At 44.6% G+C, this 15,699-nt stretch carries 13 protein-coding genes; all 13 read right to left on the bottom strand.

Annotation, left to right across the window (positions count from 1 at the left end; genetic code table 11):
• Positions 1 to 71: 71 nt before the first annotated feature.
• The 13 genes from mgtE to J7J62_03290 all read right to left on the bottom strand — a co-directional run bounded on the left by mgtE (position 72) and on the right by J7J62_03290 (position 15,446).
• Positions 72 to 1,454 (bottom strand): magnesium transporter, encoded by a 1,383-nt coding sequence (gene mgtE / locus J7J62_03350; GenBank protein MCD6124191.1) that lies wholly within the window; start codon positions 1,452 to 1,454, stop codon positions 72 to 74.
• 20 nt (positions 1,455 to 1,474) lie between these two features.
• A complete protein-coding gene (locus J7J62_03345) occupies positions 1,475 to 2,110 on the bottom strand; it encodes a riboflavin synthase (GenBank protein ID MCD6124190.1) in 636 nt (211 codons plus the stop codon).
• Positions 2,111 to 2,130: 20 nt separating this feature from the next.
• Positions 2,131 to 3,216, bottom strand: coding sequence for an SGNH/GDSL hydrolase family protein (locus J7J62_03340; GenBank protein MCD6124189.1), 1,086 nt, complete (start codon positions 3,214 to 3,216; stop codon positions 2,131 to 2,133).
• Between the two features lie 60 nt (positions 3,217 to 3,276).
• Entirely contained in the window at positions 3,277 to 4,011 is a 735-nt protein-coding gene (locus J7J62_03335; protein MCD6124188.1) for a slipin family protein, read from the bottom strand.
• A 42-nt stretch (positions 4,012 to 4,053) separates the two neighbouring features.
• A complete protein-coding gene (locus J7J62_03330) occupies positions 4,054 to 5,364 on the bottom strand; it encodes a TlpA family protein disulfide reductase (GenBank protein MCD6124187.1) in 1,311 nt (436 codons plus the stop codon).
• Positions 5,365 to 5,373: 9 nt separating this feature from the next.
• Positions 5,374 to 7,002, bottom strand: a complete 1,629-nt coding sequence (locus tag J7J62_03325) for a S8 family serine peptidase (protein ID MCD6124186.1) — start codon at positions 7,000 to 7,002, stop codon at positions 5,374 to 5,376.
• A gap of 128 nt (positions 7,003 to 7,130) precedes the next feature.
• Positions 7,131 to 9,308, bottom strand: coding sequence for a M23 family metallopeptidase (locus J7J62_03320; GenBank protein MCD6124185.1), 2,178 nt, complete (start codon positions 9,306 to 9,308; stop codon positions 7,131 to 7,133).
• A complete protein-coding gene (locus tag J7J62_03315; GenBank protein ID MCD6124184.1) occupies positions 9,280 to 10,149 on the bottom strand; it encodes a hypothetical protein in 870 nt (289 codons plus the stop codon). Before J7J62_03315 ends, J7J62_03320 begins: the two co-directional genes overlap by 29 nt.
• A gap of 131 nt (positions 10,150 to 10,280) precedes the next feature.
• Positions 10,281 to 11,567: a dihydroorotase gene (locus tag J7J62_03310; GenBank protein MCD6124183.1), complete on the bottom strand. Its 1,287-nt coding sequence runs from the start codon at positions 11,565 to 11,567 to the stop codon at positions 10,281 to 10,283.
• Positions 11,568 to 11,609: 42 nt separating this feature from the next.
• Positions 11,610 to 12,659: a rod shape-determining protein gene (locus J7J62_03305; protein MCD6124182.1), complete on the bottom strand. Its 1,050-nt coding sequence runs from the start codon at positions 12,657 to 12,659 to the stop codon at positions 11,610 to 11,612.
• A gap of 25 nt (positions 12,660 to 12,684) precedes the next feature.
• Entirely contained in the window at positions 12,685 to 13,416 is a 732-nt protein-coding gene (locus J7J62_03300) for a L,D-transpeptidase (GenBank protein MCD6124181.1), read from the bottom strand.
• Between the two features lie 4 nt (positions 13,417 to 13,420).
• Complete coding sequence (efp, locus tag J7J62_03295; protein MCD6124180.1) at positions 13,421 to 13,978, bottom strand: elongation factor P; 558 nt, start codon at positions 13,976 to 13,978, stop codon at positions 13,421 to 13,423.
• Between the two features lie 199 nt (positions 13,979 to 14,177).
• A complete protein-coding gene (locus J7J62_03290) occupies positions 14,178 to 15,446 on the bottom strand; it encodes a Glu/Leu/Phe/Val dehydrogenase (GenBank protein MCD6124179.1) in 1,269 nt (422 codons plus the stop codon).
• Positions 15,447 to 15,699: the final 253 nt, after the last annotated feature.

Raw genomic sequence — 15,699 nt, 5'->3', positions numbered from 1 at the left:
AGTTACAGTCATTAAAATTATAACCATCCATTTCATAGCACCAACCCCATTAATTAAATAATATATTTATTTTAACCCAGCATCAAATATGCAATAATTAAATAAATTCCTGTTCCTATTATATCAGCTAAAGTAGTAATGATAGGAGTACTTGCTGTTGCAGGGTCTTTTCTTAATTTTGTAAATATGAAGGGTAATAAAACACCTATTATGCTTCCAATTATAACATTCACAACCATAGCTAACACCACAACTTCTGCTATCCGAAAACTTTTTCCTCTAACAATTCCCATTACAGAAATACCAATACCCATAACGATCCCAAGAGCTCCTGCCACCAAAATTTCTCTACTTAAAAGTTGAAACCAATCCTTCGTTTTTACTGTCCCAAGCGCCAATGCTCTTATAACAAGAGTAGCAGACTGTGAGCCCGCATTACCAGCAGTGTCGATTAAAACAGGCAAAAAAGTAACAAGAACAACATATTTTGCTATAGTATTTTCAAATCCCTTTATTATACCGCCTGTAATGAGGTCCATAACTAAAAGGGCAAGTAACCAAGTAACTCTCGCTCTAAAAATCTTTCTCAAAGGAACTTCTTTTATATTAGTTATAAATTTCAAGCCAACAGCTTTTGCCTCGATCGCAGAAAACTTTGTAAAATCCTCTGTTTGTTCTTCACGAATAACATCAATAATATCATCAACAGTTACAATTCCAAGAAGATGACATTCCGAATCAGTGACTGGAAGCACAACAAGATTATATTTTTCAATTAGTTTTATAGCTTCTTCTTGATCAGAATTTGCTTCAATGGATACGAATTTGTTATCCATTATTGCCCGAACAGGATCAGCTGGATCCGCCAATATTAATCTTCTTATGGGAATATCGTCCAAAAGATGCCACTCATCATCAATAACATAAATCATATCGATTGTTTCAGCATCTCTTCCGAACTCTCTTATGTGTTCTATGGCTTTTTCAACTGTCCATTCAGGCTTTATTACAACATAATCAGGAGTCATAAGTCTACCAACACTATCTTCAGGATATGCAAGAAGTTGAAGAGTCTCTTTTCTATCATCAGGGGATAGCATATTCAAAAGTTTTCTTACTAACTTTGGGGATAACTCCTCGAATAATTCCGTTCTGTCATCGGGATCTAAATTTGTTATTATGGTTTTAATAGTTTTATCTGCCAAATTCTTGATTATTTGCTCCTGGAAATTAATGTCTAACTCCGAGAAAACTTCTGACTGTAACATTGGCGGTAGAATTCTTAAAACAATTGCACAATCCTTTATATCCATTTCTTTAAACAAATCAGCAATATCAGATGCATGCCAAGTTGATATAAATTTCTTTAAAACCTTAAAATTTTTTTGTTTAATCAAACTTTCTATTTCGGGCTTAAGAAGATTAACCATCGGATTTATTCTATTATTGCCCACAAAAGCCTCCCAAGGTTAATTTAATACAAAGCCACGATATCATCCTCTGAAGCGCCCGAAGGGTGTCTTTTGCTGAGCAATTTCTCGACATATTTTGCCAAAATGTCGAATTCAACATTAACGGCATCACCAACATTTTTTTTACCCAAAGTGGTTTTGGTCAGCGTTTCACGAATTATAGCGCATTCAAAGAAGTTTTCGCCCGCACGGGTTATAGTAAGACTAATTCCATCAACCGCCACCGAGCCTTTCTCAACCACAAACTTGTTGAACTGGGCAGGATACTCAACCCTAAGCAGTCTTTGTATGCCCTGCTGCCGAAAGGAAACTATTTTCCCCACACAATCCACATGTCCTGTAACCGTATGTCCGCCCAGATAATCCGACGCTTTGAGCGGCAGTTCTATGTTAACCTTATCGCCAGCTTTTCGCATTCCAAGAGTTGTCCTTTTAAGTGTCTCCTCGACAGCAAGAAACCACACTACATCACCCTCGATTCTCTCGGCCGACAGGCAAGCACCATCAATGGAAACGCTGTCACCACTTGATAGGTCAGCCTCACGGAACCCTGTCCACCGAACCGCGATTTCCATCGAACCGCCAAGGCGGCGCAAATCCGATATCTCACCAATACCTTTTATAATTCCGGTAAACATTTAAGCACCCGCTTGATGTTTTACTTTACAAATAAAATCTTCTTCGAAACTCTGGTAAAGCCGAAATCAGCCACTACAAAATAAATTCCCGTTTTGCAACCGGAGGCATTCCACGAAGCTCTCACCCACGAACGGGAATAACTGGGCTTAAGTTTGGCAACGAACTTTCCGTTAATATCAAAAATACTTATCCTAACCTCTCTGCCCGGCAATCGTTGTGTTATAACCTCGCAAACTTCATTAAATGGATTAGGCGCTACAAACACAAATGGAGCATTAGGACGAATAGGTTTCTGTTCAACGGAAGTCCTCTCGCGATAAGTGCGAACAACCTCAATAAGAAATCTTGCGAAAATAGGACCTATAGTTTCATTGGCTCGCCTGTTAGGATGAGAATCGCCACCGCCACGCCTGTATTCGCTTCGCAGGACATTATCGCTGTCCGCAAGGAGGTCAAAAAAATCAAAGACAAAGATGTTGGGATGCTCCCGCCCGTCCTCAACCAGAAATGTCTCCGCAAGCCATGTGGCGAAATGTCTTGCACGGGCTGCCTGTTCAGGGTTTGTAGCACTGGGGTCCAACGGTGGCGGAGTTAAGGGGACAAAAACTCTCGTAGGTATTGAATCACACTTCGCTCTTATCCTGCGGTATATGCGAAAGTAGTTGAAAAGCGACTTTCTCGACGAATCAGCGAGGTCAGCGGCGGTATCATCGGGGAGAATTTGGCATGCTGGAAAGCACGACTTAAAAGCAAAGACATCAAAGTCAGCCATAAAATGCGAAAATGTATTGCTCGGCGAAATAGTATCGAGTTTTTGCCTGAAAAGCCAGAGAAAACCGCTTGGATAAGTATCATTGTTGAGAATATCATAAGACGGATGCCTTCCACCGTGATGGTCAGTAAGTGAATGCGCACTGTTGTAGTCCTGGTCCCAGAACTCCAAAGAATCACCATGCGTGACATTATAAGCCTCTATAGAATCCCTCACATGTCCCTGATAAACGAGATTTCTTCCTGTTGAGTGATGAAGAAATAGTATTTTTTCGTATTGGCCAAAAGATAGGGATACCAGAATCATAACAACACAAACCAAGGATTTAACCATACTTTTACCCCACTTTTTATTAGCTCAACAGCAACTCTTTTGCCGTATCATACGGTCCGCTCAGCTTTTTTTGAACGGTGAGAAAAGTTCTATAGGAATAGGGAATATAGTCGTCGAATTATTTTCGGATGCTATTAAAGTAAGAGTTTGAAGGTATCGCAATTGCAGTGCCGCCGGGTATTTGGAAAGTATTTCGGCAGCCTGCGAAAGTTTTTCAGCCGCCTGAAGCTCACCGAGTGCAGCTATAACTTTCGCTCTTCTTTCACGTTCTGCTTCTGCCTGGGCTGCCATCGCGCGGCGCATCTCCTCGGGAAGGTCAACATGTTTTACCTCGACCATCGAAACCTTTATACCCCACGGGTCCGTAGCGTGGTCAATGATTTGCTGAAGTTTCTGGTTTATAGTTTCGCGGTTGGACAAAAGGTCATCGAGTTCCACCTCACCTAAAACTGAACGGAGTGTGGTTTGCGCAAGCTGGCTGGTCGCGTAAAGATAATTCTCAACCTCTATAACTGATTTAACCGGGTCGAGAACGCGGAAGTAAACCACCGCATTAACCTGAATGGAAACATTATCCTTGGTTATAATATCCTGCGGCGGAACATCGAGCACAACAGTCCTAAGACTTACTCTTACCATGCGGTCGATAAACGGTATAAGAATAATAAGACCAGGACCTTTCGAGCCTACGACCCTTCCGAGACGGAAAATAACCCCCCTCTCGTATTCGCGCAATATCCGTATCGCCATTAAAAGGATTATTATTATGGCGATAACCAAAATCGTAATACCCATTACATACCCCCTTAATTATTTAAAGTTGCGCAAAATTTGCTTCTACTCTTGCGATTGCTTCTTGCCAGTCATGACTTCATTAAGTTTTTTCTCGAGCGCCGCTACTATAAGTTTGTTGTAACCAACAAGATACTCGCGAACAATGCCTTTTTTGTCTATTATTATGGTTTGTGGCGTCATTCCGCCGTAGATGTGCTCAAGTACTGGAAGGTCTTCCTTTATAGGCATTAGCACTCTGTATGTTACCCCTTTGGAATCGATAAACTTTTTAACCGAATCCTCCTCGCCGATGTCCACGGAAACGCCCACAATATCAAGCTCCGACGGCTTCGAGAGATTAAGTTTGCTTAGCCACTCTACCTCCTCCTCGCAATGTTCGCATGAAAAGCTGAAAAAGTGCATCAAAATGGTTTTACCTTTAAAGTCGCGGAGATTGACCGTATCCTTTGTCCTTACATCCACGAATCTAACTTTTGGGGCAGGGGAATTTATTATTCTTGAGCGAAGTTTCTGCATCCTTACCTGAAGCCCATAAATGGTGGACTGACGCACGCTCTGACGATAATTCTTGAATACACCAACAAGCGAGGAAACCAGCGAATCGAGGGCATGCTCGGGCGAAACCGTTAATCTGCCGACTATCGGAAATTCGAGCAACGCATCGACGAGAAGATAGTTTATACCGACCTTTCCATCCCGCCTTGGGATAAACTGATAAATAAAGACCCACCTTATGCTGTCGAGAAGTGCCCACTTACGAATGGACTCGTCTATAACCCTTTTTTGAAGCAATGGGTCGGTTATGAGGTCATCCATGAGTTTATCGGATGAAACGGGTTTCACGCCCACTTTTTTCGCAAGCGCCTTAAGCAAATTATCGTTGATTTTGTTGACCACAGACTGCAATTCTGGCGGAAGTTGCTCCGTTGGCGGAAGAAGCGCAATGGTTGAGTCCTTAGAACTAACTCGAGCGCGTTCTATAACGCACTTTACAGTTACTTTTGCGACTTTGTTTTTCTTATCGTTCGAATTTATCACTATGCTTGCCCGATATTCCGTTATGGTGTCCTTAGCCGGGACAATAAAAGTAAAACCGAGTTTCGCACTATCACCAGGGGCAATCGTGTCTGGAAGGTCAGTGAAAATTTTTATGCAATCGCAAAGGGGTCTCGTGGAGACCACAAGCGGTCCCTTGCCATTATTGTAGACCCAAGTCGTAAGGTCTATGTGGTCGTGAGCTCTTACTATGCCCAGGTCCATTTCGCTGGGCGTAACCACCATCGACGGCGACTTTGCACAAGAGCAAACTGCCACTATAAGCACCAAAATAACTATTGGTGTAGCGCGTCTCATATCGCCTCCTTAAAACCTTAAATGTAACTCCTTGTCACGCTCTATCAATATCCATCCGCCCTCAGAGGGCGAAAGAGTCATGCTCTTCCTGTACTTACCATCTGCGAATGTATAAATAAACGGTTGAGAGACATTTTCAACTCCAAAGTCGTTTACAATAAATGTTTTTCTCGAAAGTCCGCCAATAAGATTCCAACCTCGCCTCAGCTTGATAGTTAATGAAGTTATTTTCGGTCCCACCAGCGGTAATACAGTGTCGGCCGGAGAAAGCAGGAAATATCCATGTCCTGGATACAGGGTATCCACAACCATATAGGCCGAATCGTAACTGTAAACCGGCGGGATAACAGGTAAAACTGAGGCAGGAATGGGCGTATCAACTGGTGGTGCAAAAATATTCCACCCCTTCGCCAACAGGACGAATGCCGTGTCTCTTATAGGATAGGCTACCAACGCTTTAGCGTCCACAACACCCCAACCATGCGAACAGCCAGCAGACTTAGCTTTATCGGCAGTCATCCGCAGTGCCTCAAGGATTTCCATAGGTGTGAGCGATGGTCTCAAACTAAGAAATAACGCTCCAACACCCGCGGTCAAGGGAGTAGCCATTGAGGTTCCGCTGGCATATCTGAAGGCTGTGTTGGTATTGCCGTTAGCGCCGTAAATGCCTACGCCGGGAGCAAGAACATCTGGCTTTATCCTTCCATCAGCAGTAGGTCCTCTGGAGGAAAACGCCGCTAATCTCTTATCAACCATGCACGCACCAACTGTAATAACGCTGTCTGCATCACCGGGAGCAACCAATGTCATAGTTCCGGGACCACTATTTCCTGCAGCGGTAAAAATCGTTACGCCGCGCGAAGCTGCAATGTCCGCGGCTGCAGAGATACGCGGTGTGTCCCCGTCCATATCGGCGGCTGAATACCAGTCACTGTAACCAAGAGATGTGGAAACTATGTCGACACCAATAGACTCAGCCCACTCAACAGCAGCAACCCAGTTATCCTCCTCAACAGGCCATTCATGGTCAATGTCTTCCGTTCGGGCGAGCAGGAATTTTGCTTCAGGTGCCACACCTGAAAACCTACCCGCCAAAAAGCCTCCCAAAAGCGACAAACAAAACGAGCCGTGGCTTACGATATTAGGATTGTCCCCCATGTCAATGTCTACATTGGAGTCGCCCGATACGAAATCCCAACTCGCCACAATGTCCATGCTGCGGAAGGCAATATGGTCAAGATTAAAGCCGGTATCCGTTATCAGCACCATAACGCTATCACCGTAAACACCAGCTCGATGGAGATATTGAACATTCATGGCTCTAAGCTGCCTTCTGGCAAGTCCGTAATCAGCAGTATCAATTAATGGCGCCATCGGCTCAATAATTTTGGCTTTGGCAACAGGAACGATGTCGCGAACGAATTGAAGTGAACTAATTGCTTCTACCATTTCCGAATCGAGCCTTGCAGAAACAGCATTAAGCCACCTGCTTTTATGAACTATCTTAACTCCCAACGCTTTTATTCGATTGATATAATTTTCGCATACTGGCAAATCATACCAATCAACAAGGTTTTCCTCACTGCGCACCCTGAGCCTTCGTTGGGCGCAACGAGCAGTAAGACTCTCTCTGCACATTTTAAGCGCCCTCAATGTATCAGCCTTTGTGAAAAGGCACTTATCCCGGAAAAAAATCCAATACTTAGGCTGACCATGCGCGAATGCAACCAAACTTAGCAAAAGCAAAACTTTGATGTGAAACTCCCTCATTTCCCATTCCTGTTTATAACGAACCGTTTAATGGTTTTATTCCCGACGACATCTGAAGCGACTATTTTCACCTTGAGCTTACCACTTCCGATGGGTTCAAGTGGGACCGGTACAAGTGTATGTTCATCAGAGTCGTATTCTGAAAGCACCCACCTACCATTAATATACATCTCAGGCAAATTTTCGCACTTAAAACCCGAAAAATTATCCTTCACCCTGAAAATAAGCTGCGAGCTCGATATCAACTCAACCGTTGGTGGTTTATCGTCTTTAATCAGAGCGAAAGCTCCCGGTGCAGAAACTTTTGCGGATATTCTTCTCCCTTTGTGCTCCGTGGGAATATAATAGAACCCTCCGTTCCACAATCGTGCTATGCAAAGCTTCTTCATTTCGGATGATTTCATAGAATTCCTTGATGTAGGCTCGAAAACGAGAAGCGCAGGATTAAACAGAAATACCGTGTGGGGGTCAAAGTGGAAAACCGTGATTTCCTCGCCATTCCTCCTGTATCTTGATTTGTATCCCAGCAAAGCCGTTGGTGCCAGAACTGCGCCGGAAGGAATGGAAAGCGAAACTTTCCACATGGTTGAGCTTAGCCTGAAAGTCGATTGCGAATCGGGCGCAATAACTCCTATTGTCTCGTATCTGTTGCAGGAATGCATCGCAAGACTCATTCCGAAGTGGGCATTTATCGACACTGGCAATTTAAGCCCTGCTACCTGTTCTGAGGGCAACCTGACAAGCCAGTGCGTGAGGTCAATCATTTGTCCCTGCGCTGGAATATTATCCACACTGAAATTTGGGGTGGTAGTGGGCGGAAGGTCAAATGTTATGGATGCAAATAGCTGTCCACAGTCGACGAAAAGTGAACATTCATAAATGTTGGGCAAAGATGCGTGGTCAAGGAAGAAAACATTAGGGAGCATTTGACGAGAATACACCCCTCTCACAGTGAACCATGAATTTCTCTGAAAAATCGCGTTTCCCGTATCAGAAGCCAGAGCAACGAAACCAGAATCGGGAGACCTCGTGGCGAACAAAGTGACATTGTCGGGACTAATATCGAGCTTAATAACGCACGAGTTAGAATCCACTGGTTCGAGGTTAGCGAAAACTTTTTCAGGCTTCGCGGGGACGATGAAAATTTCCCTGTGCGACGAGTGCCCGTTAAAATCGGCGACAGCAACGCGCAAACAATAAACTTTCCCTTCGACCATTCTCAGGGCGTCAACAACACCGCTTTCTGAGCCCATGCCGTCAAGTTGATATATTGGCAAAGAACTTATCGTAAAGAACCTGTGAAACCGCCAGCCTGCTTTCTCGCTCATCTCGAGGTCATACAAAAAACCAACAGCCCTTGTCAAACGCAACTGGAACGAATCATAAACGCATCGAAATATCAGCGAGTCATCAAGAAAAAGTTCAAGCTCATGAGCACCGAGTCTGTTCCTGCTTTCTGGAGTAGCGAGGTCATAAAATGACGCCTCAACGCCTATTTTTCCCCAGAACCTTACAGGGTGCTCAATAGTGCCAATGCTATCTGACGAGGAAATCACTATTGGTAAAAGCTGCTCTTCAATCCAACAATCACCCGAAAGAGGAATTAGCGCCACATCCTTTATTATCGGGGATATCTTATCGTAAATATCGTATCCCAAAACTTTTGGATTCACAACTGTTGTTCCGTTTTTTCGCAGTTCAAAGTGAAGATGAGGTTTTCCTGCACCAGTGCCACCAGTAAAACCGATAGTGTCACCTTTTTTGAAAGCGAGCTCATCAGGCTTAAAAAGCAAATCAATGCAATACTTGCGATATTTATACTGTTTTCTTAAAACTTTTCTACTTATTGGCTCGGCAAAACGGGATAGGTGTCCAAAAACTGCCGTAAATGAGTCATCAAAGCTGAAATAGAGTGCCTTGCCGTAAAACCATGGCGAAACGGAAACTCTGCTAACCCAGCCATCGGCGGGAGCCAAAATTGGAACACCTTCGGCAGCCCGCACATCTATCCCGCCGTGAAAGTGTAGATGTCTGAACTCACCGAAGGATGATGTGATTGTAGTGTGTCCCGGTATAACCCATTGATACTTTGTGGCATCCGCGAAAAGCGAGGATAGAATCAACAAAGGCAGGAGTAAAATTATCCTATTTATTTGGACTGACTTTGCGGTCATAAGAGTAGCTTATTCCGAAGTTGTGGGCAATGCCAAGGTTTTTCATAGAGGCGATGGAATAATTTACGCTAAAATCTCGCCACAAAAACGACATTCCCAGCGCAAAACTCCTGCTGTCGTGCGGAAACACAAAACTCCCGTAAAGTCTTAACTGTTCTAACGGCGAGAACTTTGCTCCTAAGGCTGCAAAATCTGGAGCCTCCGGTAAATAACAGTAGGATAAACCAACAGCAGCAAATCCCAGCTTATAACCAATAAAAGATCTCAGAATCTGCGGTGGAGAATAATAAAACTCTTTCATCTTTATTTTCTTGCCAACATTCTCCAGAGTAGCGCCAAACCAAAGTCTGTCTCTCTCAGCCAATGCACCAAGTGTCCACAATACACCCTCAGCACGAAAGAACTCTACTTTCTCGTAAACATACTTAACGGACGCCCCCACCTTTATCGATTTCCCGAAATATGCGCTCGCACCTAATGTAAAGTCAAAGCGTCTGGCAGCGAAAATGTAGTCCGGTTTTTCTGTAGCGTGAGTTCGCGCCTCAATATCACTAACCGAATTTATTCCCAAATTGCTGAAAAAGCCCAAATTTCCCGTTCTGTACGAAACAAAAAGATTGTTTTCCGTCTCGCCACCGAATCTTATCATGTAACTCGCGCGTGCATTAAGTTTAGCATCGCATAGAAATGCTGGATTGTTAAGTTGCGTAGGAAAAGCGCCACCAAGAGCGTAGTCAACTGCGCTTCTGGGCATAGTCAGGCGCATCCAGACAGGTGTTGCGGAAACGCAAACTCCCACGAAAACCACCAAAAATAAAATTATTATAATCTTCGCTCTCACTAAAAAACCTCCAAGCTTACACCAATTGAATAAGAATATAATTTAAATTAATTCTGCTCCAAATTATTTGAACAAAGAGTGGTTGTGCTTATGGGTTAAAACCAACATCAAATGGCGGGCGGGCAAGAAACTTAAACAGCTTGGGATTTGTAAACTATCTCGCCCGCAACCATAGTTAGGACTACCTTACCTTTAAGCTCTAATCCTTCAAAAGGAGTGTTGCGCGACCTCGAGTAGAAGTTTTCAGGTTTAACAACCCATCTGGCATCGGGGTCGAAAACCGTTATGTCCGCAACCATTCCTTTAGCGAGCGAACCAGCGGGTAACTCAAGAATTTTCGCGGGCATCGTCGACATAAGCTCGACCATCCTTATAGGCGATATAATGCCCTTTTCAACGAAATTAGTCCATACAAGTGAGAGAGCGGTCTCGAGCCCCACGATACCGAATGGTGCTATCTCAAACGGATTGTCCTTCTCGTGAAGCGCATGCGGAGCGTGGTCAGTAGCTATCGCGTCTATCGTGCCGTCCACCAAAGCCTCAAGCAAAGCCTGTCTGTCCCTTTCTGAGCGTAAAGGAGGCATAACTTTGAAGTTCGAATCGAAACCAGAATTAACGACATCCATATCAGTCAGCAGAAGATGATGCGGCGTTACTTCACATGTTACCGCCATTCCAGCAAGTTTAGCCTGCCGTATCAATTCTACTGAGCCCTCAACAGTAACATGCTGAATGTGCAGTCTTCCACCAGAAAGTTTGAGAAGTTCTATGTCGCGAAATATCATGGCTGTTTCAGCCTGAGATGGTATTCCTCGTAATCCTGATATCGACGCTGCTTCTCCCTCATGTATCTGTCCACCAGATGCTAATACTGGGTCGACCTCGTGCACCAATATAGGCAGTTCGAGCTGGTCAGCATACGCGAGCGCATTTCTCATTAACTCAGGGTTTGCGATAGGGTTCCCATCGTCAGAGAAAGCTACAGCACCAGATTCAGCCATGTCCGCCATCTCAGCGAGTTGCTCCCCAGAAAGCTCTTTTGAAACCGCTCCGACCGGATAAACATGAACAGAAGCATTCTCAGCCCTTTCATACACGAATCGCACACGGTCAGCAGTATCGATGGGAGGTTTTGTGTTAGCCATTGTGACTATCGTTGTAAAGCCACCGGCTGCAGCAGCCATAGAAGCAGTTTCTATAGTTTCCTTGTATTCCTCGCCCGGTTCGCGTGCGTGAACATGAATGTCAACAAGACCCGGGAAAACGAGCTTGCCCGACGCATCAATAGTCTCCACATCATCAGGAACCGAATCTGGATCAATAGACTCTATAATACCATCAATAACAAGTATGTCGGCTATTCTCTCAAAACCCTGAGATGGATCGACAATCTTGCCACCCTTTATAAGATAGTTCATTTCCCCACCTTCCCTTTTCAAAAAGCACGGATTTAGCATAAATTACGAAGCTACTTTCTCTCTTTGAAGGATCTGATAGTACTTCGGGAAATTCGACAATATCATCCCTGTTCCTTTAACAACACAAGTTAGAGGGTCATCAGCGACGAAAGTAGGAAGCCCAGTTTCCACACTTATGCGTTTATCGAGCCCCCTAAGAAGCGAACCACCGCCGGTCATTATTATTCCTCGGTCAACGATGTCTGCGGCGAGCTCGGGTGGAGTTTGCTCAAGCGCGCCACGAATAGCCTGCATTATCGCAGATATAGGCTCTTCAAGCGCCTCCCTTATTTCAGACGATGTAACCCTAACTACCTTAGGCAGTCCCTCAACCAGATCGCGACCTTTAACATCCATTGAAAGCTCATCGTCGTCTTCAAAAGCGCTGCCTATTCTAAGCTTGATGCTTTCGGCCGTTTGCTCTCCGATAAGAAGGTTATACTTTCGCTTCATATACGATATTATCGCCTCATTCATCTCGTCGCCGGCTATTCGGATAGTGGCACTGCTAACGATACCGGAAAGCGATATAACCGCTATCTCAGATGTTCCGCCGCCGATATCTATTATCATGTTCCCCCGCGGTTCCTCAATCGGGACGCCAATGCCTATAGCCGCTGCCATAGGTTCGTTTATAAGATACACCTCTCTCGCGCCAGCGTTTTCAGCGGAATCAGCAACGGCTCGCCTTTCGACCTCAGTAATGCCTGAAGGAACCGATATGACTACCCTTGGCTTAACGAGAAAGCGGGACTTTATAACGCGCTTTATAAGTGTCCTTAGCATTTGCTCGGTTATGTCGAAGTCCGCTATCACCCCATCTTTAAGCGGGCGAATCGTTTTTATGTAGTCGGGTGTCCTGCCAACCATCTCCCATGCCTCGGAGCCTATTGCAACAATTTTCTCCGTTTCCGCCTCAACGGCTACTATACTCGGTTCAGCAAGAACTATGCCTTCCCCTTTAACCCAGATAAGGGTATTCACTGTGCCGAGGTCTATACCTATGTCGTTGGCAAGAAAGTTGAAAAATCTAAGAACTCGTGAAAGAGGCATCATTAACTCCCTGCATTTTTATTCCCTAAAAGATATACACAGGATCGCCGACATCCAAGAGTTTCCATATTATCTCTGAATCTTCCTCGGAAACCCTTATACAACCGTGGCTTACGGCACCTCTGTTATGCTTACTATAATGAATGAAAATTCCGCCTCCAAGGTCGAGAACATACTTACCAAGATAACCGGGTATAGCCCTAACCCTAAGTTTATCCTCCTTTGAAAGTGAATTATAAAACGCCACAGCGCGTTCGAATGTAATGTTTTTAGGAAATCGAATCCACTTTTTGGGAACCTCAAGCCCTCTTTCATACCAGAACCAGTTAGGTCGGATCCACCACGGGTTCAAAAGCTTCCTCTTCACATGATAAACACCAGCAGGGGTTTCAAAATTAAATTTCTTATTCCTTATCCATTTAACGCCCTTCCCAACACCACATACTCCTTCATAAATAACGAATTTGCCGTCCCTTATCCAGAACTTACCTTTAGCTCTATCCACAACGAGATACCGCCCTTTTTGGGTTCGCATTTCAGCGAGAAGCTCAAGTTTTTGCACTTTGCGTTTTAAAACGCTAAGCTCAAGTTTCGTTAGCTCGAGTTTTCGTTCGAGTGAATCAGCGTAGTTTATGAGCTTATCGAAATCATCGCGCCTAAGAACAATATAATCGCTACTTAGGGCAACCATAGTTACCACGAAACCAGCCGCAAGAACGCTTAACAGCGCTATTATGGTCGTTATTCTGGCAAACATACTACTATGCCCTACTTATATAGGACATCGTTCTCGTGTCGACCTTAACGAGGTCGCCTTCCTTAATAAACAGCGGGACTTTAATGGTAAGTCCCGTTTCAAGCTTGGCTTTTTTGGTCACATTGCTTACTGTATCTCCTCTTACGGCTGGCTCGGTCTCCACTACTTTTAGGACTACAGCAGCTGGCAACTCAACGCTTAGAGGCATTCCATTCCAGAGCACGATGTGGTAAACCTCGCCCTCCTTAAGGAACCACTTGGCATCCCCTATAGTTTCCTTGGGGAAATAAAACTGCTCAAATGTATCGGTAGTCATAAAAACATAGTTGTTTTCATCAGAGTAAAGATACTGCATATCCTTCGACTCAAGGTCGGGGACCTCAAATTGCTCCTCCGAACTAAAGGTCTCCTCGAGCACATTCCCCGTTTTAAGGTTTTTCATCCGCGCCCAGACCTTACCTCTGCCTCTACCCCTAAGTGAATGCTGGAAGTCAACTATTTCGTAGGGGACCCCTTTGTAAAGTATCTTTAAACCTTTTCTGAAATCGACCGCGCTTATCACTTGACCTCCTTTGCTTGCTTTTGATACTTTTTTGGAAACTATAAAGAATTTTTAATTCCTGTCAAGAGAAAGGGCAAATGCTTGATACAACTTGTGAAGTAAGTTGCGCTAATTCATCTGCTGCGAACTTTTTCCAAAACAAAAGGGCTCCCCATCGGGGAGCCCAACCTTCACAGCATCAGACTTTCGTGAACTCAGATTAGACCCAGCCTCGGAGCTTCATAGCCTCAACAACTCTCTGGACCGAAACGAGGTATGCAGCCAGCCTTGGGTGAACTTTCTTCTCCACGCTGGTGTTATGCACAGCCCAGAACGCGGCGGTCATCTTCTCATCCAGAAGCTTGTGGACATCCTCGAGCTTCCAGTAGAAGTTGTATGCACCCTGAACCTGCTCAAAGTAAGAAACAGTAACACCACCCGCATTAGCGAGGAAGTCAGGGATAACATAAACGCCGTTCTCGTAAAGAATTTTGTCAGCCTCAGGAGTAGTAGGACCATTGGCAAGCTCGCAGGAAATCTTCGCCTTAATTCTCGAAGCGTTTTCTGTTGTTATAACATTCTCAAGAGCAGCTGGGAAAAGCACTGTAACCTCAAGCTCGAGAAGTTTCTTGTTAGCCTCAACAGGGTCCTCATCAAGTTTCTCGCCCTCAGGATAGGTAGCTATTTTACGGTTTTTGATTTTCCAATCCACGAGTTTTTTGGCATCAAATCCATTCGGGTTGTAAATAGCGCCGGAAGTATCGGATACGGCTACTATTTTCATACCAAGAATTTCCTCGGCAAGGAGTGCTGCGTGTTGACCAGCATTACCGAATCCCTGAATAGCCGCAGTAGCACCCTCAAGCTTTATTCCGAGTGCTTTCGCAGCCTCTCGTGTTGCGTAGATGCCACCTCTTGCGGTCGCATCGCCTCTACCCTGAGAACCAAAAAGCTGAACTGGCTTACCAGTTATAACACCAGGATGATGTTCATGGACTATGGATTCGTATTCGTCCATCATCCACGCCATTATCTGTGGCGTAGTGTAGACATCGGGAGCGGGAACATCCTTAGTTACACCGAGAATGTGCGCCACCTGACGCATATAGCCACGAGCCAGCCTTTCTTTCTCCGCATCGGACATTTCCTTAGGATTACATACCACACCACCTTTACCGCCGCCGAGAGGAATGTCGACTACTGCTGTTTTCCATGTCATCCATGCAGCAAGAGCCCTGACAGTATCTATGGTCTCATTGGGGTGCCACCTTATTCCGCCCTTGCATGGGCCACGAGCATCATTGTATTGGACTCTGAACCCGTGGAATACCTTCACACTGCCGTCGTCCATTCTCACGGGGATTGTGAAATGATACTCCCGACGAGGCCATCTTAAAATTTCATGAGTAGCCTCATCGAGCCCCAGCAACTCCGCAGCTTCATCGAGCTGCTTTTGCGCGATTTTGAATGGATTAAGTTCTTCTGGCATGACCCTCTCCTTTGTTTTGGTGACTTTTTCATACTTTACTCAACATAGGCTTTTGAAATTATTGGTTTGTGAAAATTTTGTCAAGCAAAATCGAACATCCCGATAGCACTTTTATCTGACGAGATAGCAACAAGTTACAGCAAAAACAAAAAGTTTTGTTTAAAATATTTTTAAATCTAAACAACATTTTTCCACTCAACAGCTCATAAACAATTTTTTTGCTCGGTTTTACTTGTTTTTATGTGAATAATTG

It is taken from the genome of bacterium, assembly GCA_021159335.1.
In the GTDB taxonomy this organism is placed as follows: domain Bacteria; phylum UBP14; class UBA6098; order B30-G16; family B30-G16; genus JAGGRZ01.
This window is presented reverse-complemented; position numbering and strand designations above follow the sequence as displayed.